Raw genomic sequence first — 13,579 nt, 5'->3', positions numbered from 1 at the left:
CGGGACACTCCTGTTTCGATCAAACGCGATGCCGTAGCCCGGGTGAGCGCAGCGATACCCGGGGACACTTTTCCCGCATGTCGCTTCGCTCATGCGGGCTACGGCTATCTCCTCGCCGACGGAGTGTGGTCCACTTACTCACCGCGCGACGTCGAGCGTCACACGGACCTCGACGGTCTTGCCGCCGCGGAGCACGCGCAGCACGACCCGATCACCGGGGGACTTGTTCTCCAGCGCGCGCGTCATGTCCTCGGGCGACTCCACCGCCTGCCCGTCGACCGCCAGCACGACATCGCCGAGCGCGAAGCCGCCGTCTCGCGTCAGCCTCGCCGGAACGAGCCCCGCCTTCTCGGCCGCCGAATCCTGCTCGACATCGAGCACGAACACGCCGGACAGGCCGAGCCGCGCCGACAGCGCCTCGTTGGCCTTGGGATCGGTGCGGATGCCAAGGCTCGGGGTGACGTAGCGGCCGCTCACGATCAGGCGCGGCACGACCCGGTTGACCCTGTCGACGGGCACGGCGAAGCCGATGCCGGCCGAGGCGCCCGAGGGACTGTAGATCGCCGTGTTGACGCCGATCAGCCGACCTGCGCTGTCGAGCAGCGGCCCGCCGGAATTGCCCGGATTGATCGCGGCATCGGTCTGGATCAGTCCGTTCAGGGTGCGGTCCTGCGTGACCTGAAGGTTGCGGTTGAGCGCCGAGACGATGCCGGTGGTGAGCGTGCTGCTGAGACCGAACGGATTGCCGATCGCGAACACCTTCTGCCCGACCTTGAGGTCGGCGCTGGTGCCGAGCGGCAGCGGCTTCGGCCGGTCGACGCCGACGCCGATCACGAGCACCGCCAGATCGTTCTCCGGACTGGCGCCGACCAGCGCGGCGCGGAACGAGCGTCCGTCGGTCAGGCTGACCAGCGCCTCGGTCGCTCCTTCGATGACGTGATAGTTGGTGACGACGTGGCCGAGGTCGTCCCACACGAAGCCCGAGCCGGTGCCGGAGCGCTCCTGCTGCGAATTGCCGGTCCACGGGTTGACCGATTGTTGAACGGTCGTGATGAAGACGACCGAGCCGCTGCGGCTCTCGAACAGCGCGATCGTGCTCTTCTCGTCGGCGGCGAGATCGCCGCGCGGCGTGATCTCGCGGGGCTTGGCGCGCATCCCGAGCAGCTCGGCCTGGATCAGCGGAAAGGTCTGCCAGGCCATCATGAGCAGCAGCGCCGTCGCCGCCACCGCGAACAGACGCGCGGCGAAGCTCCATCGGCTCATCTCGACATTCTCCGTGTTCGGTCGCATCACCGCCGATTGATTCACCGGCCGGGCGGCGCCATCAAGAGCCGTGATGCGATCGCCGCCGGTCAAAAAGACCGGTCAAAACGAAAAGAGCGCGATGAGATCATCGCGCTCGTCGAACTCATGCGGCTGGATGAACGCGACGCGCCTACATCCCGATGTCGATCATCGAGGGCAGTTGCGCCAGCGGCAGCACGGTGACGCCGACCAGGGTCGCGACCATCGCCATCAGCGCGCGGTTGCCCTGGCGCTTGCCGCGCATCTGCTTGGCGACCCATTCCAGCGCATCGGTGCGAATGCCCCGCGCATTGATCGGAGCCCAGCTCTCGATCGCGGTCTCCGGCGACAGCGCCACGCTGCGCGGCGGCACCGGCAGGCCGGAGGCGGCCGCGGTGTGATGCGCCACCGCCTTGGCGAGCAGATCCTCGAAACGGCCGTCGTCCTTGCGCTCGGTTGCGGCGGCATCGATCGCGAACAGCGCCTCGGCCTCGGCGCGGCTGACCGGCGCGTCGTTGATCGCGGCGGCGCTCAGAATGCGCGCGCACCAGGCCGCGTCATCGGCATCGAGCACGCGGGAGAAATGCACGCGTCCCGCGGTGGTCGGCCCCTCGCCGGTGATCACGCCGTCGCGCACGATGCCGAGCGCGAGAGCAGCGGTCTCACAGGAGGACGGTTCGAGACCATCGATGCCGATGGTTTTTGGTGCAGAGGTAGCCATGTTCTCTTCTCAGTTGCTGTGTTGACCCACCTTGTCGGCGCCCGTCTGAACGAGTGGTTAACGGTTCGAAACGGTGCTGTGGGTTTTTGTATCGGTTGCCGATTTGCCGCAGTGACCTCGATCACGGTTCAAAGCCGTGGGGCGTCAGGGGGCGGCGTGTTGCGACCAGCAGATGGCGAAATCTGGGCAAGCGGTCGTCTGACGGATGTTTCGCCGCAGCCCGGGAACTCAAAAGAAGTTGTTGGCCTCGTGAGCTATGGGGCAATTATCTTCTCTTTTCCGTCAGCCGGTTCCCTTTCGCGGCGGTATTTCCTATACTATTTGGAAGATTTATTCCCACCACGTGCAATGAATTGAGGACTGCCATGGCTCTCCAGATCGGCTCCACTGCCCCCGACTTCGAGGCAGACACCACCGAAGGCAAGATCAAATTCCACGACTGGATCGGCGACAGCTGGGCGCTCCTGTTCTCGCATCCGAAGGATTTCACCCCGGTGTGCACCACCGAGCTCGGCGCGCTCGCCCGGCTGAAGCCGGAGTTCGACAAGCGCGGCGTCAAGCTGATGGGCCTGTCGGTCGACCCGGTCGACAACCACGCCAAATGGTCGGAGGACATCCGCGAGACGCAGGGCGCGGCGCCGAACTATCCGATGATCGGCGACACCGACTACAACGTCTCGAAGCTCTACGACATGCTGCCGGCGGCGATCTCCGGGGACCCGTCCAAGCGCAGCGCGGCCGACAACCAGACCGTCCGCAACGTCTTCATCATCGGCCCGGACAAGAAGATCAAGCTGATCCTGGTCTACCCGATGACCACCGGGCGCAACTTCCAGGAAATTCTCCGCGTCATCGATTCGCTGCAGCTCACGTCGAAGCACCGCGTCGCCACCCCCGCCGACTGGAAGCAGGGCGAGGACGTCATCATCGCCGGCTCGGTGTCCGACGACGAGGCCAAGACGATCTATCCGAACGGCTGGAAGGCGCCGAAGCCCTATCTGCGCGTGGTGCCGCAGCCGAAGTGAGGCCGGCAACCGACGTTTGACGACGTCATCCCGGGACGCCTCGCAGAGGCGGACCCGGGATTTCGATTGACCCGGCCTCGACTCGGAGCGCTTCGGGCCGATGCCCTTTCAGCCCCGCGGCGTCGCCCAGTCGGCGATCAGCAACCCCACCGTCGCCGATACCGCCGTGACGAACGCGCCCCAGCTGATGTCGACCGCCACCACCGTCCAGGTCCACTGCTTGAGCATCGCGAGCGAGGTCAGCTCGAAGGTCGCGTAGCAGAACAGCCCGAACAGCGCGCCATAGAGCAAGGTCGAGCGCCAGGTCGCATCAAGCGTGCCGCTGACGAAGATCAGAACGCCCACGACATAGAGCAGATAGAACAGCACCGCCGGCACGGGACGAATCTCGCCGAGCATCTCGCCGACCTGCGACTGGAAGAAGCCCTTGGCGACGATGCTCAGGAACGGGATGTCGAAGCCGAGCAGCACGGCCAGGGTTGCAAAATACAGGACGGCGTAGCGGCTCAAGGACGGCTCCTCCTTCACGTTTCACGCACTGCCGTCGGCGCGGGATCGGCCGGTGCCGTCAGCCGCGACGCTTGGTCTTGGGCTTCTTTCCACCAGGCGCCTTCGACCGTGGGCTATGAGACGGAAACGCCGGTCCGCCACGGCTGGACTTGTCGCCGTGCTTCTTTTTCTTCGTGAACGCCTGGGCATGGCCGGACTTCGACGGCGGAGCGTCGTGATGCGCCCTGCTCCGCGGCGGAGTTTCCTTGTCCCGGCGAGGCTGATCGCGATGCAGCGGATGGTAGGCGCTTTCCTCTGCCTGGCGCCGTGGCTCGGCCTCGCGCCGCGCCGCCCGCTTCTCCGGACGCGGTTTGTCGACGGCCCCCTGCCGCGACGGAGCAGCCGCCAGCGGCTCGATGCGTATCGTATCCTCCTTGTCGGGACGGCGGATGTTGGCGGCGAAGGCGTCGGCCACGCGCGCGGCGATCTCGAACTCCGTCGTGGTGTCGGAGATCTTGATGGTGCCGATGTCGTTCTTGTCGATGCCGCCGCGACGGCAGATCATCGGCAGCAGCCAGCGCGCTTCCGCATTCTTCCTGCGCCCGATCGCCGCCCGGAACCAGACGCTCGGCTCGCCCATGCCGTGGCGCGCCGACGGCTTCCCGGTCTTCGTTCGGGGCGACGGTGGCCGCTCCTCGCCGCGCGCCGGCCGGGCGGTGTCGCGACCACGATCCTGGCGCGGGCGGCCGCGGTCCTGGCCCGGATCCAGAATGTCCTCCGGCGACGGCAGCCGCGCGCGATAGAGCCGCGCCAATGCGGCGGCGATGTCCTCGGCCGACCGCTCCGCCAGCAGCGCTTGCGCGAGCGCCAGATCCTCCGCCGTCGTCTCCTCGGTGAACACCTGGTCGTGCAGCATGCGCTCCTGATCGAGCTTGCGGATCTCATCAGCTTGCGGCGCTGCGCCCCACGCGGCCTCGATGCCGGCGAGGTTCAGCAGCGTTTCCGCCCGCCGCCGCCGCGCCGGCGGCACCAGCAGCACGCTGACGCCCTTGCGGCCGGCGCGGCCGGTGCGACCCGAGCGATGCTGCATCACCTCGGGATCGTTCGGCAGCTCGGCATGGATGACGAGATCGAGATTGGCGAGATCGATGCCGCGCGCCGCGACGTCGGTCGCCACGCACACCCGCGAGCGGCCGTCGCGAAGCGACTGCAGCGCCATCGTGCGCTCGTTCTGCGTCAGCTCACCCGACAGCGCGACGACGGAAAAGCCGCGCTCCAGCAGCGCCGCCTGCAGATGCCGCACCGCCTCGCGCGTGTTGCAGAACACGATTGCGCTCGGCGACTCGTAGAAGCGCAGCACGTTGACGACCGCATGCTCGACATCGTCGGCGGCGATGCGGATGGCGCGGTACTCGATGTCGGCATGCCCGCCTTCATCGCCCTCGACCTCGATCCGGAACGCGTCGTCCTGATACTGCTTCGCCAGCGCCACGATGCCGCGCGGAAAGGTCGCCGAGAACAGCAAGGTCCGGCGCGTCTCCGGCGTGGTCTCGAGAATGAACTCCATGTCCTCGCGAAAGCCGAGATTGAGCATCTCGTCGGCCTCGTCGAGCACCACGGCCTTCAATTCCGAGATGTCGAGACGCCCGCGCCGCAGATGGTCGCACAGCCGCCCGGGCGTGCCGACCACGATATGGGCGCCCGCCTCGAGCTCGCGCTGCTCGCGGCGTGGATCCATGCCGCCGACGCAGGAGACGACGCGCGCACCGGCGTGCTGATAGAGCCAGCCGAGCTCGCGCTGGACCTGCAGCGCCAGCTCGCGCGTCGGCGCCACGATCAGCGCCAGCGGCGCCGCCGCCGGCGCGAACCGTTCGGCGTCACCCAACAGATTCGCCGCCATCGCCAGCCCATAGGCGACGGTCTTGCCAGACCCCGTTTGGGCCGACACCAGGAGGTCGCGATCGACGGCGTCGTCCGCGAGCACCGCGAGCTGGACGGGCGTGGGAGTCTCATAGTTGCGCTCGGCCAGGGCGCGGGCGAGCGGCGGATGGGTCGCGGGAAAGGGCAATTGACGGAAAACCTCGTTTGATTCCGATGGCTTTACGCCATGCGGAGCGAAATCGCCATGCCCGCCCGCACCCAATCAACGCGGCGCTCCCCGGCCCCCCGCTACGCCGCTACTCGTCGCTCCACGGCCAGTGCCAGTGACGCCAGCCCCAGTTGCGGGGCCCGCTGCTGTCCATCGCCGCCTTCTGCTTGTCGTCGAGCGAGTCGTAGAGCGCCTGGAACGCTGGCCGGACGATCTTGATCGCCTGCTGCATCGTGTCGAGGCGCTGCTCCGCCAGCGCGAGGCGGTCGGTCGCCTTGGCCGGCGGCGTCGCCGGGCAGTCCTTCGTGATCAGCTCCGCAGCTTTGGCCGATGCCGCCTTGAGATCATCGAGCCGCGCCCGCTGCGTGTCGTTCGGCTTGATGGCCGCCTCGATCTGCGACATCCGCCATTCGGCAAATCCGGCCATGCGGGGATTGCAGAGGAAGCCGAACCCCCGGCCGCCCATCATCCCCGGCCCCATCATCATGCCCGGCCCCCAACCCGGTCCGCCTGCGCCCGGCTGGGCAAGGCCCGGGGCGGCGGTGACTGTCACGATTGCGGCTGCGAACACCAGCGCGCGTGGATCTAATCGCATGGCAGAACTCCTCGACGTGGCACCAATGAGTTCGCGCAAACTAAGCGCACGGCGAACTTGCCTTTTGAGCAAGATCAACGGACCAATGATGGACGACGGCCAAATTGAGGAGATGACAACGATACGCAGCTATCGCTGGATATGGACGTCGGCGGTCGCATCGGGCTGCGGGACGTTGGCTCATATAGGCCTGATGGAGCTCAAGAGCGGGCTTCACCTGTTGCCGCAGTTCGATCCCGCCTCGGCGCTGCTCGATACGCTCAAGCCCCTGTTCACCCGAGCGATGCAGGACGGGGCGCCGCTGTGGCTGCTCTCGCAGCTCAACGGAGCCTTCCTGATCGGCCTGCTGTTCGGGCGCTTCTTCCACCGCCTGCCCGGCGGCAGCGGTGTCGCCAAAGGCTTCCTGCTCGGGCTCGCCGGCTGGCTGCTGCTCGGCATCGGATTGTTTCCGGCTATCGGCCTCGGACCGTTCGCAACCTCGCTCGGGCTGGGCGCCGGCCCGGCGCTGTTCTCGCTGGCGATGGTCGAGGCGTATAGCGTCGTGCTGGGCGCCGTGTATGCGGCTCTGCAGGGACCGGATCAGAAGATCGAGGTCGGCCGCGGAGACGGCGGTCACGTCTGAGCGCCGCCGGGAGGGACCCCTGGCGTCATTTCGAAAAGACCGAATTTTTCTCTTTCGTTTTCTCGTAACTCATGTATGATCCGCGTCGTCCTGCCCATGCAGAGGGACGTACGCGTCGTCACGAACGTCGGTGCGGGATGCGGTGGCCGCGATTCATGCCGGACGCGCATTTCGCGCAGACGACCGGCATGATTGCGGGCGTGAAGTCGCAGCGTCCCGATACCCCGAAGCTGGTATCACGCTCGTGACGATGCTTGCGCATCGCGCGGACAATGGTGGCCAACAAGCCGGCGCACCAGGGAGACTGCGTATAAGCGTGAAGACCACCGCGCAGGGAATGCCGGAGTGTTCGGCTTTGCCTGTGGTACCTGCCGCCTGCATTTTTTTCGCAGGCGGGCCATGGGTGAGGCCTTCACCCGGCATTCCCTGCACCCTCTCGTTTGCGGAGGGTGAGCAAGCAGCAGAAACTCGGGCCCATCGTGCCGCGGGAATGCGAAGTCATGTTTGGCGCGTTCGATCAACACACGGTGTCATTCCGGGACGCCCGCACGGCGAGCCCCGGAATGACGTTGTGGAGATGGTCGTCGGTCTCACGCCAATCGTCGCGCGTGGCGACATGACGGTGTCGCAAACAACAGCAAGCCGATCGGCCAAGTTGATCGCCCATCGCACCGCGACTTCAAGTCCGCACCGCAGCAAACGCAGAGCAGCAAACTGCATCCCCGCTGGCGCAATGGCATGGGACTTGCTCAAATCGCACATCAGTTCGTCGCTTGCGGAGACATGGAATGCTTGAAGGAGCCGAAGTCCGGCTGGCCGTCGATATCGGGGGCACGTTCACCGATATCGTTCTCGACATCGGTACGCAGCGCCGGACGCGCAAGCTGCTGACCACGCCGACGCAGCCGGAGCAAGCCGTGCTGGACGGCACCCGTCTCATTCTCGCCGACGCGAAGGCGCGCATCTGCGACATCGATGTCTTCATTCACGGCACCACGCTCGCGACCAATGCCATCATCGAGCGCCGCGGCGCCAGGACCGCACTGATCGCAACGTCCGGCTTCCGCGATGTTCTGGATATTGGAACCGAGAGCCGCTACGACCAGTACGATCTCTCGATCGACAAACCGAAGCCGCTGGTGCCGCGCTCCCTGCGCTTCACCGTGCCCGAGCGCGTTGATGCCCACGGAGACGTCAGACTGCCGCTCGACGAAGCGGCGGTGCGCGCGCTGGTGCCGCAGTTGCGCGCCCTCGATGTCGCCAGCATCGCCGTCGCCTTCCTGCACGCCTACGCCAATCCCGCGCATGAGCGCCGCGCTGCCGAGATCCTGACCGAGGCGATGCCTGATGTCTCGGTCACTTTGTCCTCGGCGGTCTGTCCCGAAATCCGGGAATACGAACGCACCTCGACCGCGGTCGCCAACGCCTATGTGCAGCCGTTGATGGACAGCTATCTCGCGCGCATGGAGCGGGCGCTGCAAATCGAGCAGTTCCGCGGCGCGATCTATCTCGTCACCTCGGGCGGCGGCGTCACCTCGATCGCCACGGCGCGCCGCTTCCCGGTGCGGCTCGTCGAATCCGGTCCCGCTGGCGGCGCGATCTTCGCCGGCCAGATCGCAGCTACGCTCGGCGAGCGCAAGGTGCTGTCGTTCGACATGGGCGGCACCACCGCCAAGATCTGCCTGATCGAGAATTTCGAGCCGGAGAGCTCGCGTGTGTTCGAGGTCGACCGTGCCGCGCGGTTCCTCAAAGGCTCGGGCCTGCCGGTGCGCATCCCCGTGCTCGAGATGGTCGAGATCGGCGCCGGCGGCGGCTCGATCGCGCGCATCGATGCGATGAAGCGCGTCACCGTGGGCCCGGAGAGCGCCTCTTCCGAGCCGGGTCCGGCCTGCTACGGCCGCGGCGGCCAGCGCCCGGCGGTCACCGATTCCGATGTCGCGCTCGGCATGATCGATCCCGACGCATTTGCCGGCGGCACCATCAGGCTCGATCCCGAACTGTCGAAACAGGCCCTGCTCCGCGACGTCGGCGCCCCGCTCGGCTTGGACGCCGAGACCGCTGCCTACGCGGTGCACGAGGTCGTCTGCGAGAACATGGCGAGCGCGGCGCGCGTCCATGCCGTCGAGCGCGGCGCCGTCATCGGCCAGCACACGCTGATCGCCTTCGGCGGCGCAGCGCCACTGCATGCCGCGCGCGTCGCCGAGAAGATCGGCGTCGCCAGGGTGATCGTGCCGTCCAATGCCGGTGTCGGCTCGGCGGTCGGCTTCCTCGCCGCACCGATCGCCTATGAGCTGGTGCGCAGCCGCCATGCGAGGCTCGACGATTTCGACACGGCGCTCGTCTCCACTCTGCTGCAGGAGATGGCCGATGAGGCCCGCGCGCTGGTGGAGCCTGGTGCGGCCGGCGCACCGTTGCGCGAGCGCCGCTCGGCTTTCATGCGCTATGTCGGCCAGGGCCACGAGATCAATGTCGAGCTGCCGAACCGCCCGCTGACGGCGGACGACCTGCCCACCCTGCGTACGACCTTCGAGGCCGGCTACGCCGCGCTGTTCGAGCGCCCGATCCCCGGTGCGGCGATCGAGGTCCTGAGCTGGTCGGTGCTCGCGACGACGGATGCGCACCAACCGCCCGCCGTCACCGAGGTGCAACGCAAGCCTGCGGGCAAGGCTGCGGGGCACCGCAAGTTCTTCGACGGCCGCGCCGGACGCTTCGTCGAGATCCCGCTGTATCGCCGCGAGCAGATGGCGCCGGGCGCGGTCATCGCCGGCCCCGCCGTGATCGCCGAGGACGAGACCTCGACTTTCATCTCCAACAGTTTTGACGCGCATATCGATGGTGCCGGCAGCATCGTCATGGAACGGAAGGCGGCCTGACAATGAGTCCATCACAGAGCAGCCTGATCGACTTGCAGATCATGTGGCACCGGCTGATCGCCGTGGTCGAGGAACAGGCCCAGGTGCTGCTGCGCACCGCCTTCAGCCCGATCGTGCGCGAATGTGGCGACCTCTCCGCCGGCGTGTTCGACCTGAACGGCCGCATGCTGGCGCAGGCCGTCACCGGCACGCCGGGCCACGTCAACTCGATGGCGGAGTCGGTGAAGCACTTCATCGCGCATTTTCCGATCCACACGATGAAGCCCGGCGATGCCTACATCACCAACGATCCCTGGATGGGCACCGGGCATCTCAACGATTTCGTCGTCACCACCCCCTGCTTCAAGGACGGCCAGCCGGTCGCCTTGTTCTCCTGCACCAGCCATCTGATGGATATCGGCGGCATCGGCTTCGGCCCCGACGGCACCGACGTATTCATGGAGGGGCTGTACATCCCGATGCTGAAGCTGATCGACCAGGGCGTCGTCAACGAGACACTGATGGCCATGATCCGCGCCAACACCCGGCTGCCGGTGGACACCGAAGGCGACACCTATTCGCTCGCCGCCTGCAACGATGTCGGCTGCCAGCGCCTGGTCGAGATGATGACCGAGTTCGGCATCGCCTCGCTCGATACGCTCGGCGACTACATCTGCGACCGCTCGCGCGACGCCGTCCTGGCCGAGATCGCCAAGCTGCCCAAGGGCACCTGGCGCAACGAGATGGTGGTCGACGGCTATGATGCGCCTGTCACCCTGAAGGCGGCGCTGACGATCTCGGAGAACGGCATCCACGTCGACTTCGACGGCACCTCGCCCGCCTCGAAATTCGGTATCAACGTGCCATTGTCCTACACCACGGCCTACACGGTGTTCGGGCTCGGTTGCGTCGTGGCCTCCGCGATCCCCAACAATGCCGGCTCGCTATCGCCGCTGACCGTGTCGGCGCCATCGGGCGCGATCCTCAATGCGCCGAAGCCGGCGCCGGTCGCCTCGCGTCATGTCATCGGCCAGATGCTGCCCGACGTGGTGTTCGGCTGCCTGCGCCAGATCATCCCCGAGCGCGTGCCCGCCGAAGGCACGTCGTGTCTGTGGAATCTCAACGTCCGCGGCCAGACCCGCTCCGGCGCCGGCGGCAATTACGGGTTCTCGATGGCGGTGACGTCGAACGGCGGCACTGGCGCCCGTTTCGACAAGGACGGGCTGTCGGCTACCGCCTATCCCTCCGGCGTGCGCGGCACGCCGGTCGAGATCGCGGAGACGCAGACGCCGCTGATCTTCTGGCGCAAGGAGCTGCGGCCGGATTCCGGCGGCGCCGGCCGCACCCGCGGCGGCCTCGGCCAGATCATCGAGGTCGGCAGCGGCGTCGACGCGCCGTTCGACATCCTCGCCGCCTTCGACCGCATCGACCACCCGCCGCGCGGCCGCGACGGCGGCCACCATGGCGAAGCCGGCTATGTCGGGCTCGCGTCGGGCAAGAAGCTGCGTGGCAAGGGTTTTCAGACCGTGCCGCCGGACGACCGGCTGGTGGTGCTGACGCCGGGCGGTGCAGGCATCGGCGATCCCCGCGAACGCGCGGCGGAGCTCGTGCAGAGCGATGTCGAGAGCGGGCTGGTGTCGGCGGACAACGCGGCAAAGGTCTACGGGCAGGCGCGGTGAGATCTCATGCCAGTCGAAACATTGGTGGCCTCATGGTTCGAGACGCGTCGCAAGAGCGACGCTCCTCACCATGAGGGTTTAGCACCGCTATCGGTGCTGCACATTGACCATGAGGGGCGTCCTCATGGAGAGGATCAGCATCTGGCCGCGCAACGAGCCCTCATCCTGAGGAGCCCGCCGCAGGCGGGCGTCTCGAAGGATGGCCACGACCACACGGCTCGCCAAACCTCTTCCATTTCCCTTAGCTCAGCAACGAAGCGGAGACACTGATGATCACGCGACGGACGTTCACGGCAGGTGCAGCGGCGCTGCTCACGGCGAGCCAGGTCTCGACAAGGGCACGCGCGGCGACGACCAACTGGGACATGTCGACGGTCTGGCCCGAGGGCAACTTTCACACCCAGAACGCGATGGCCTTCGCCGAGGAGGTGAAGAAGCAGACCAACGGCGCCGTCAACATCACCGTGAAGGCAGGCGGTCAGCTCGGCTTCAAGGGCCCGGAGCATCTGCGCGCGGTGCGCGACGGTCTCGTCCCGCTCGCGGACGTGCTCAACATCCAGCAGGTCGGCGACGAGCCCTTCATGGGCGTTGAGAGCATCCCGTTCCTCGCCGGCTCGATGGACGAGCTCAAGGTGCTGCACAAATACGTGCGGCCTGAATATGAGAAGATCGCCGCGCGCAATAACCAGAAGATCCTCTACATCGTGCCGTGGCCGACGCAGTATCTGCACCTGAAGGTCAAGACATCAGACGTCGCCGGCCTGAAAAACATCAAGATCCGCGTGCCCGACAAGAACGCGGTCGACATGCTCAACGCCATCGGCATGGCCGCGGTCATGATCCCCTGGGGCGAGACGATCCCGGCACTGGCCTCCGGCGCCGTGGCGGGCGTCTCGACCTCCTCGGTCTCAGGGGTCGACGGCAAGTTCTGGGAATTCCTCAAATACGTCTACCCGACCAATCATGTGTGGTCGTCGCAGATGCTCAACGTGAACCTGGATTCCTGGAAGGCGCTGACGCCCGAGCAGCAGAAGACCGTCAGCGACATCGCCGCCAAGATGGAGCCGACCTTCTGGGCGAATTCGCTCAAGGCCGATGTCGACAGCCTCAACCGGCTCAAGGAAGGCGGCATGGAAGTGGTGCCGGTTTCGGATGCGATGATGACCGAGATCCGGGCCAAGACCGCGCCACAGATGGAGGCCTTCCTCAAGCGCGTGCCCGCTGCCGATCAACCGGTGAAGTCCTATCTTGCCGAGATGAAGCGTGGCTGACGCGATCGTGGAGCCGTCGCCGGGCGAACGGGCGAGCCTCAATGCAGCGGCGCCCGCGCCGCTGCGCATCCTGCTCGATGTCATCGACCGGCTGGGCCGGCTCGACGGATGGATCGGCGGCGGCTGTCTGCTGACCTTGACGGCGCTGATGCTGGCCGAGGTGACGACGCGGGCGCTGTCGAACGTGCTGCCGTTCTTCCCGCCGACCATCTCGATCGCCTGGGAATACTCGTCCTATCTGATGGCGGCCTCGTTCACCTTCGGCGCGGCCATGACCTTGCGCGTCGGCGGCCATATCCGCGTGGTGCTGCTGCTCAAGAACGTGCCGGCGCCGCTGCAGCGCGCGCTGGAGGTGCTGGCCGCCGCCGCCGGCTTCGCCTTCATGGCGTTCCTGACGTCGGCGATGACCAAGTTCGCCTGGAGCTCCTTCGTCCGCGGCCAGGTCTCGACCTCCAGCGACACCCCGCTGTGGTTTCCGCAGGCCGTCGTCACCTTCGGCATGCTGCTCCTGACCCTGCAATTCCTCGCCCGCGCCATCCAGGCCGCGCTGGGACTGCCGCTGGAGGATCACCGCATGAAGGCGTCGCCGGTCGAATGAGAGAGCGTGCCCACGTCGCGACGATCGGTTCGCCGCGAGCAGCGGCCGCCGAACTACGCAGTTCTTGTCCATCAACTGATAGGCGAACTCTCACCCCGCACGCGGTGCGCCCCCTCTCCCCGTCCTTACGGGGAGAGGGTCGGGGTGAGGGGCAGCCGCGCGGGAAGTGCGTGCGGAGAGACCTGTACCCCCTCACCCGGATTGCATCTTGCGATGCAATCCGACCTCTCCCCGCAAGCGGGGCGAGGTCGAACCGCGCCTGCGGCACGACCATCGCGCATCACGGCGATGCCATTCGCGACGATCCCACCAGTCTGGGATTCGCAGGCCCCATCCCGCCCGCCTCCCTCACCG

11 protein-coding genes are annotated in these 13,579 nt (G+C 66.8%); 6 read left to right on the top strand and 5 right to left on the bottom strand.

Annotated elements, in window-relative coordinates:
* Positions 1–138: 138 nt before the first annotated feature.
* Together QX010_RS23410 and QX010_RS23405 are read right to left on the bottom strand one after the other, a co-directional pair.
* Entirely contained in the window at positions 139–1,263 is a 1,125-nt protein-coding gene (locus QX010_RS23410; protein WP_316182128.1) for a S1C family serine protease, read from the bottom strand.
* A 172-nt stretch (positions 1,264–1,435) separates the two neighbouring features.
* Positions 1,436–2,005 carry a hypothetical protein gene (locus tag QX010_RS23405; RefSeq protein ID WP_315804904.1) on the bottom strand — a complete coding sequence of 190 codons (570 nt, stop codon included), beginning with the start codon at positions 2,003–2,005 and terminating at the stop codon, positions 1,436–1,438.
* 365 nt (positions 2,006–2,370) lie between these two features.
* Between QX010_RS23405 and QX010_RS23400 the strand changes: the two genes are divergently transcribed.
* Entirely contained in the window at positions 2,371–3,030 is a 660-nt protein-coding gene (locus QX010_RS23400; protein WP_315804903.1) for a peroxiredoxin, read from the top strand.
* Between the two features lie 108 nt (positions 3,031–3,138).
* On the opposite strand, the gene QX010_RS23395 is transcribed toward QX010_RS23400, so the two are convergent.
* From QX010_RS23395 to QX010_RS23385, 3 genes are all read right to left on the bottom strand, one after another.
* Entirely contained in the window at positions 3,139–3,540 is a 402-nt protein-coding gene (locus QX010_RS23395) for a DUF2177 family protein (protein WP_316182126.1), read from the bottom strand.
* Positions 3,541–3,598: 58 nt separating this feature from the next.
* On the bottom strand, positions 3,599–5,587 hold the full coding sequence (locus QX010_RS23390) for a DEAD/DEAH box helicase (protein WP_316182125.1): 1,989 nt from the start codon (positions 5,585–5,587) through the stop codon (positions 3,599–3,601).
* Positions 5,588–5,696: 109 nt separating this feature from the next.
* Complete coding sequence (locus QX010_RS23385) at positions 5,697–6,203, bottom strand: Spy/CpxP family protein refolding chaperone (protein ID WP_315804900.1); 507 nt, start codon at positions 6,201–6,203, stop codon at positions 5,697–5,699.
* A gap of 112 nt (positions 6,204–6,315) precedes the next feature.
* On the opposite strand from QX010_RS23385, the gene QX010_RS23380 reads away from it, so the two are divergent.
* The 5 genes from QX010_RS23380 to QX010_RS23360 all read left to right on the top strand — a co-directional run bounded on the left by QX010_RS23380 (position 6,316) and on the right by QX010_RS23360 (position 13,225).
* Positions 6,316–6,825 carry a DUF6789 family protein gene (locus QX010_RS23380; protein WP_316182123.1) on the top strand — a complete coding sequence of 170 codons (510 nt, stop codon included), beginning with the start codon at positions 6,316–6,318 and terminating at the stop codon, positions 6,823–6,825.
* A 788-nt stretch (positions 6,826–7,613) separates the two neighbouring features.
* On the top strand, positions 7,614–9,698 hold the full coding sequence (locus tag QX010_RS23375; protein ID WP_316182121.1) for a hydantoinase/oxoprolinase family protein: 2,085 nt from the start codon (positions 7,614–7,616) through the stop codon (positions 9,696–9,698).
* Positions 9,699–9,700: 2 nt separating this feature from the next.
* Positions 9,701–11,356: a hydantoinase B/oxoprolinase family protein gene (locus QX010_RS23370; RefSeq protein WP_315804897.1), complete on the top strand. Its 1,656-nt coding sequence runs from the start codon at positions 9,701–9,703 to the stop codon at positions 11,354–11,356.
* Positions 11,357–11,625: 269 nt separating this feature from the next.
* Positions 11,626–12,627, top strand: a complete 1,002-nt coding sequence (locus QX010_RS23365) for a TRAP transporter substrate-binding protein (protein WP_315804896.1) — start codon at positions 11,626–11,628, stop codon at positions 12,625–12,627.
* The gene (locus QX010_RS23360) at positions 12,620–13,225 is read left to right on the top strand and encodes a TRAP transporter small permease (RefSeq protein WP_315804895.1); all 606 of its coding nucleotides are present in this window, start codon (positions 12,620–12,622) and stop codon (positions 13,223–13,225) included. The genes QX010_RS23365 and QX010_RS23360 overlap by 8 nt, the downstream gene beginning before the upstream one ends.
* The last annotated feature ends 354 nt before the right edge of the window (positions 13,226–13,579 follow it).

The organism is Bradyrhizobium sp. SZCCHNRI1009 (genome assembly GCF_032487575.1).
Classification (GTDB): Bacteria; Pseudomonadota; Alphaproteobacteria; order Rhizobiales; family Xanthobacteraceae; genus Bradyrhizobium.
This window is presented reverse-complemented; position numbering and strand designations above follow the sequence as displayed.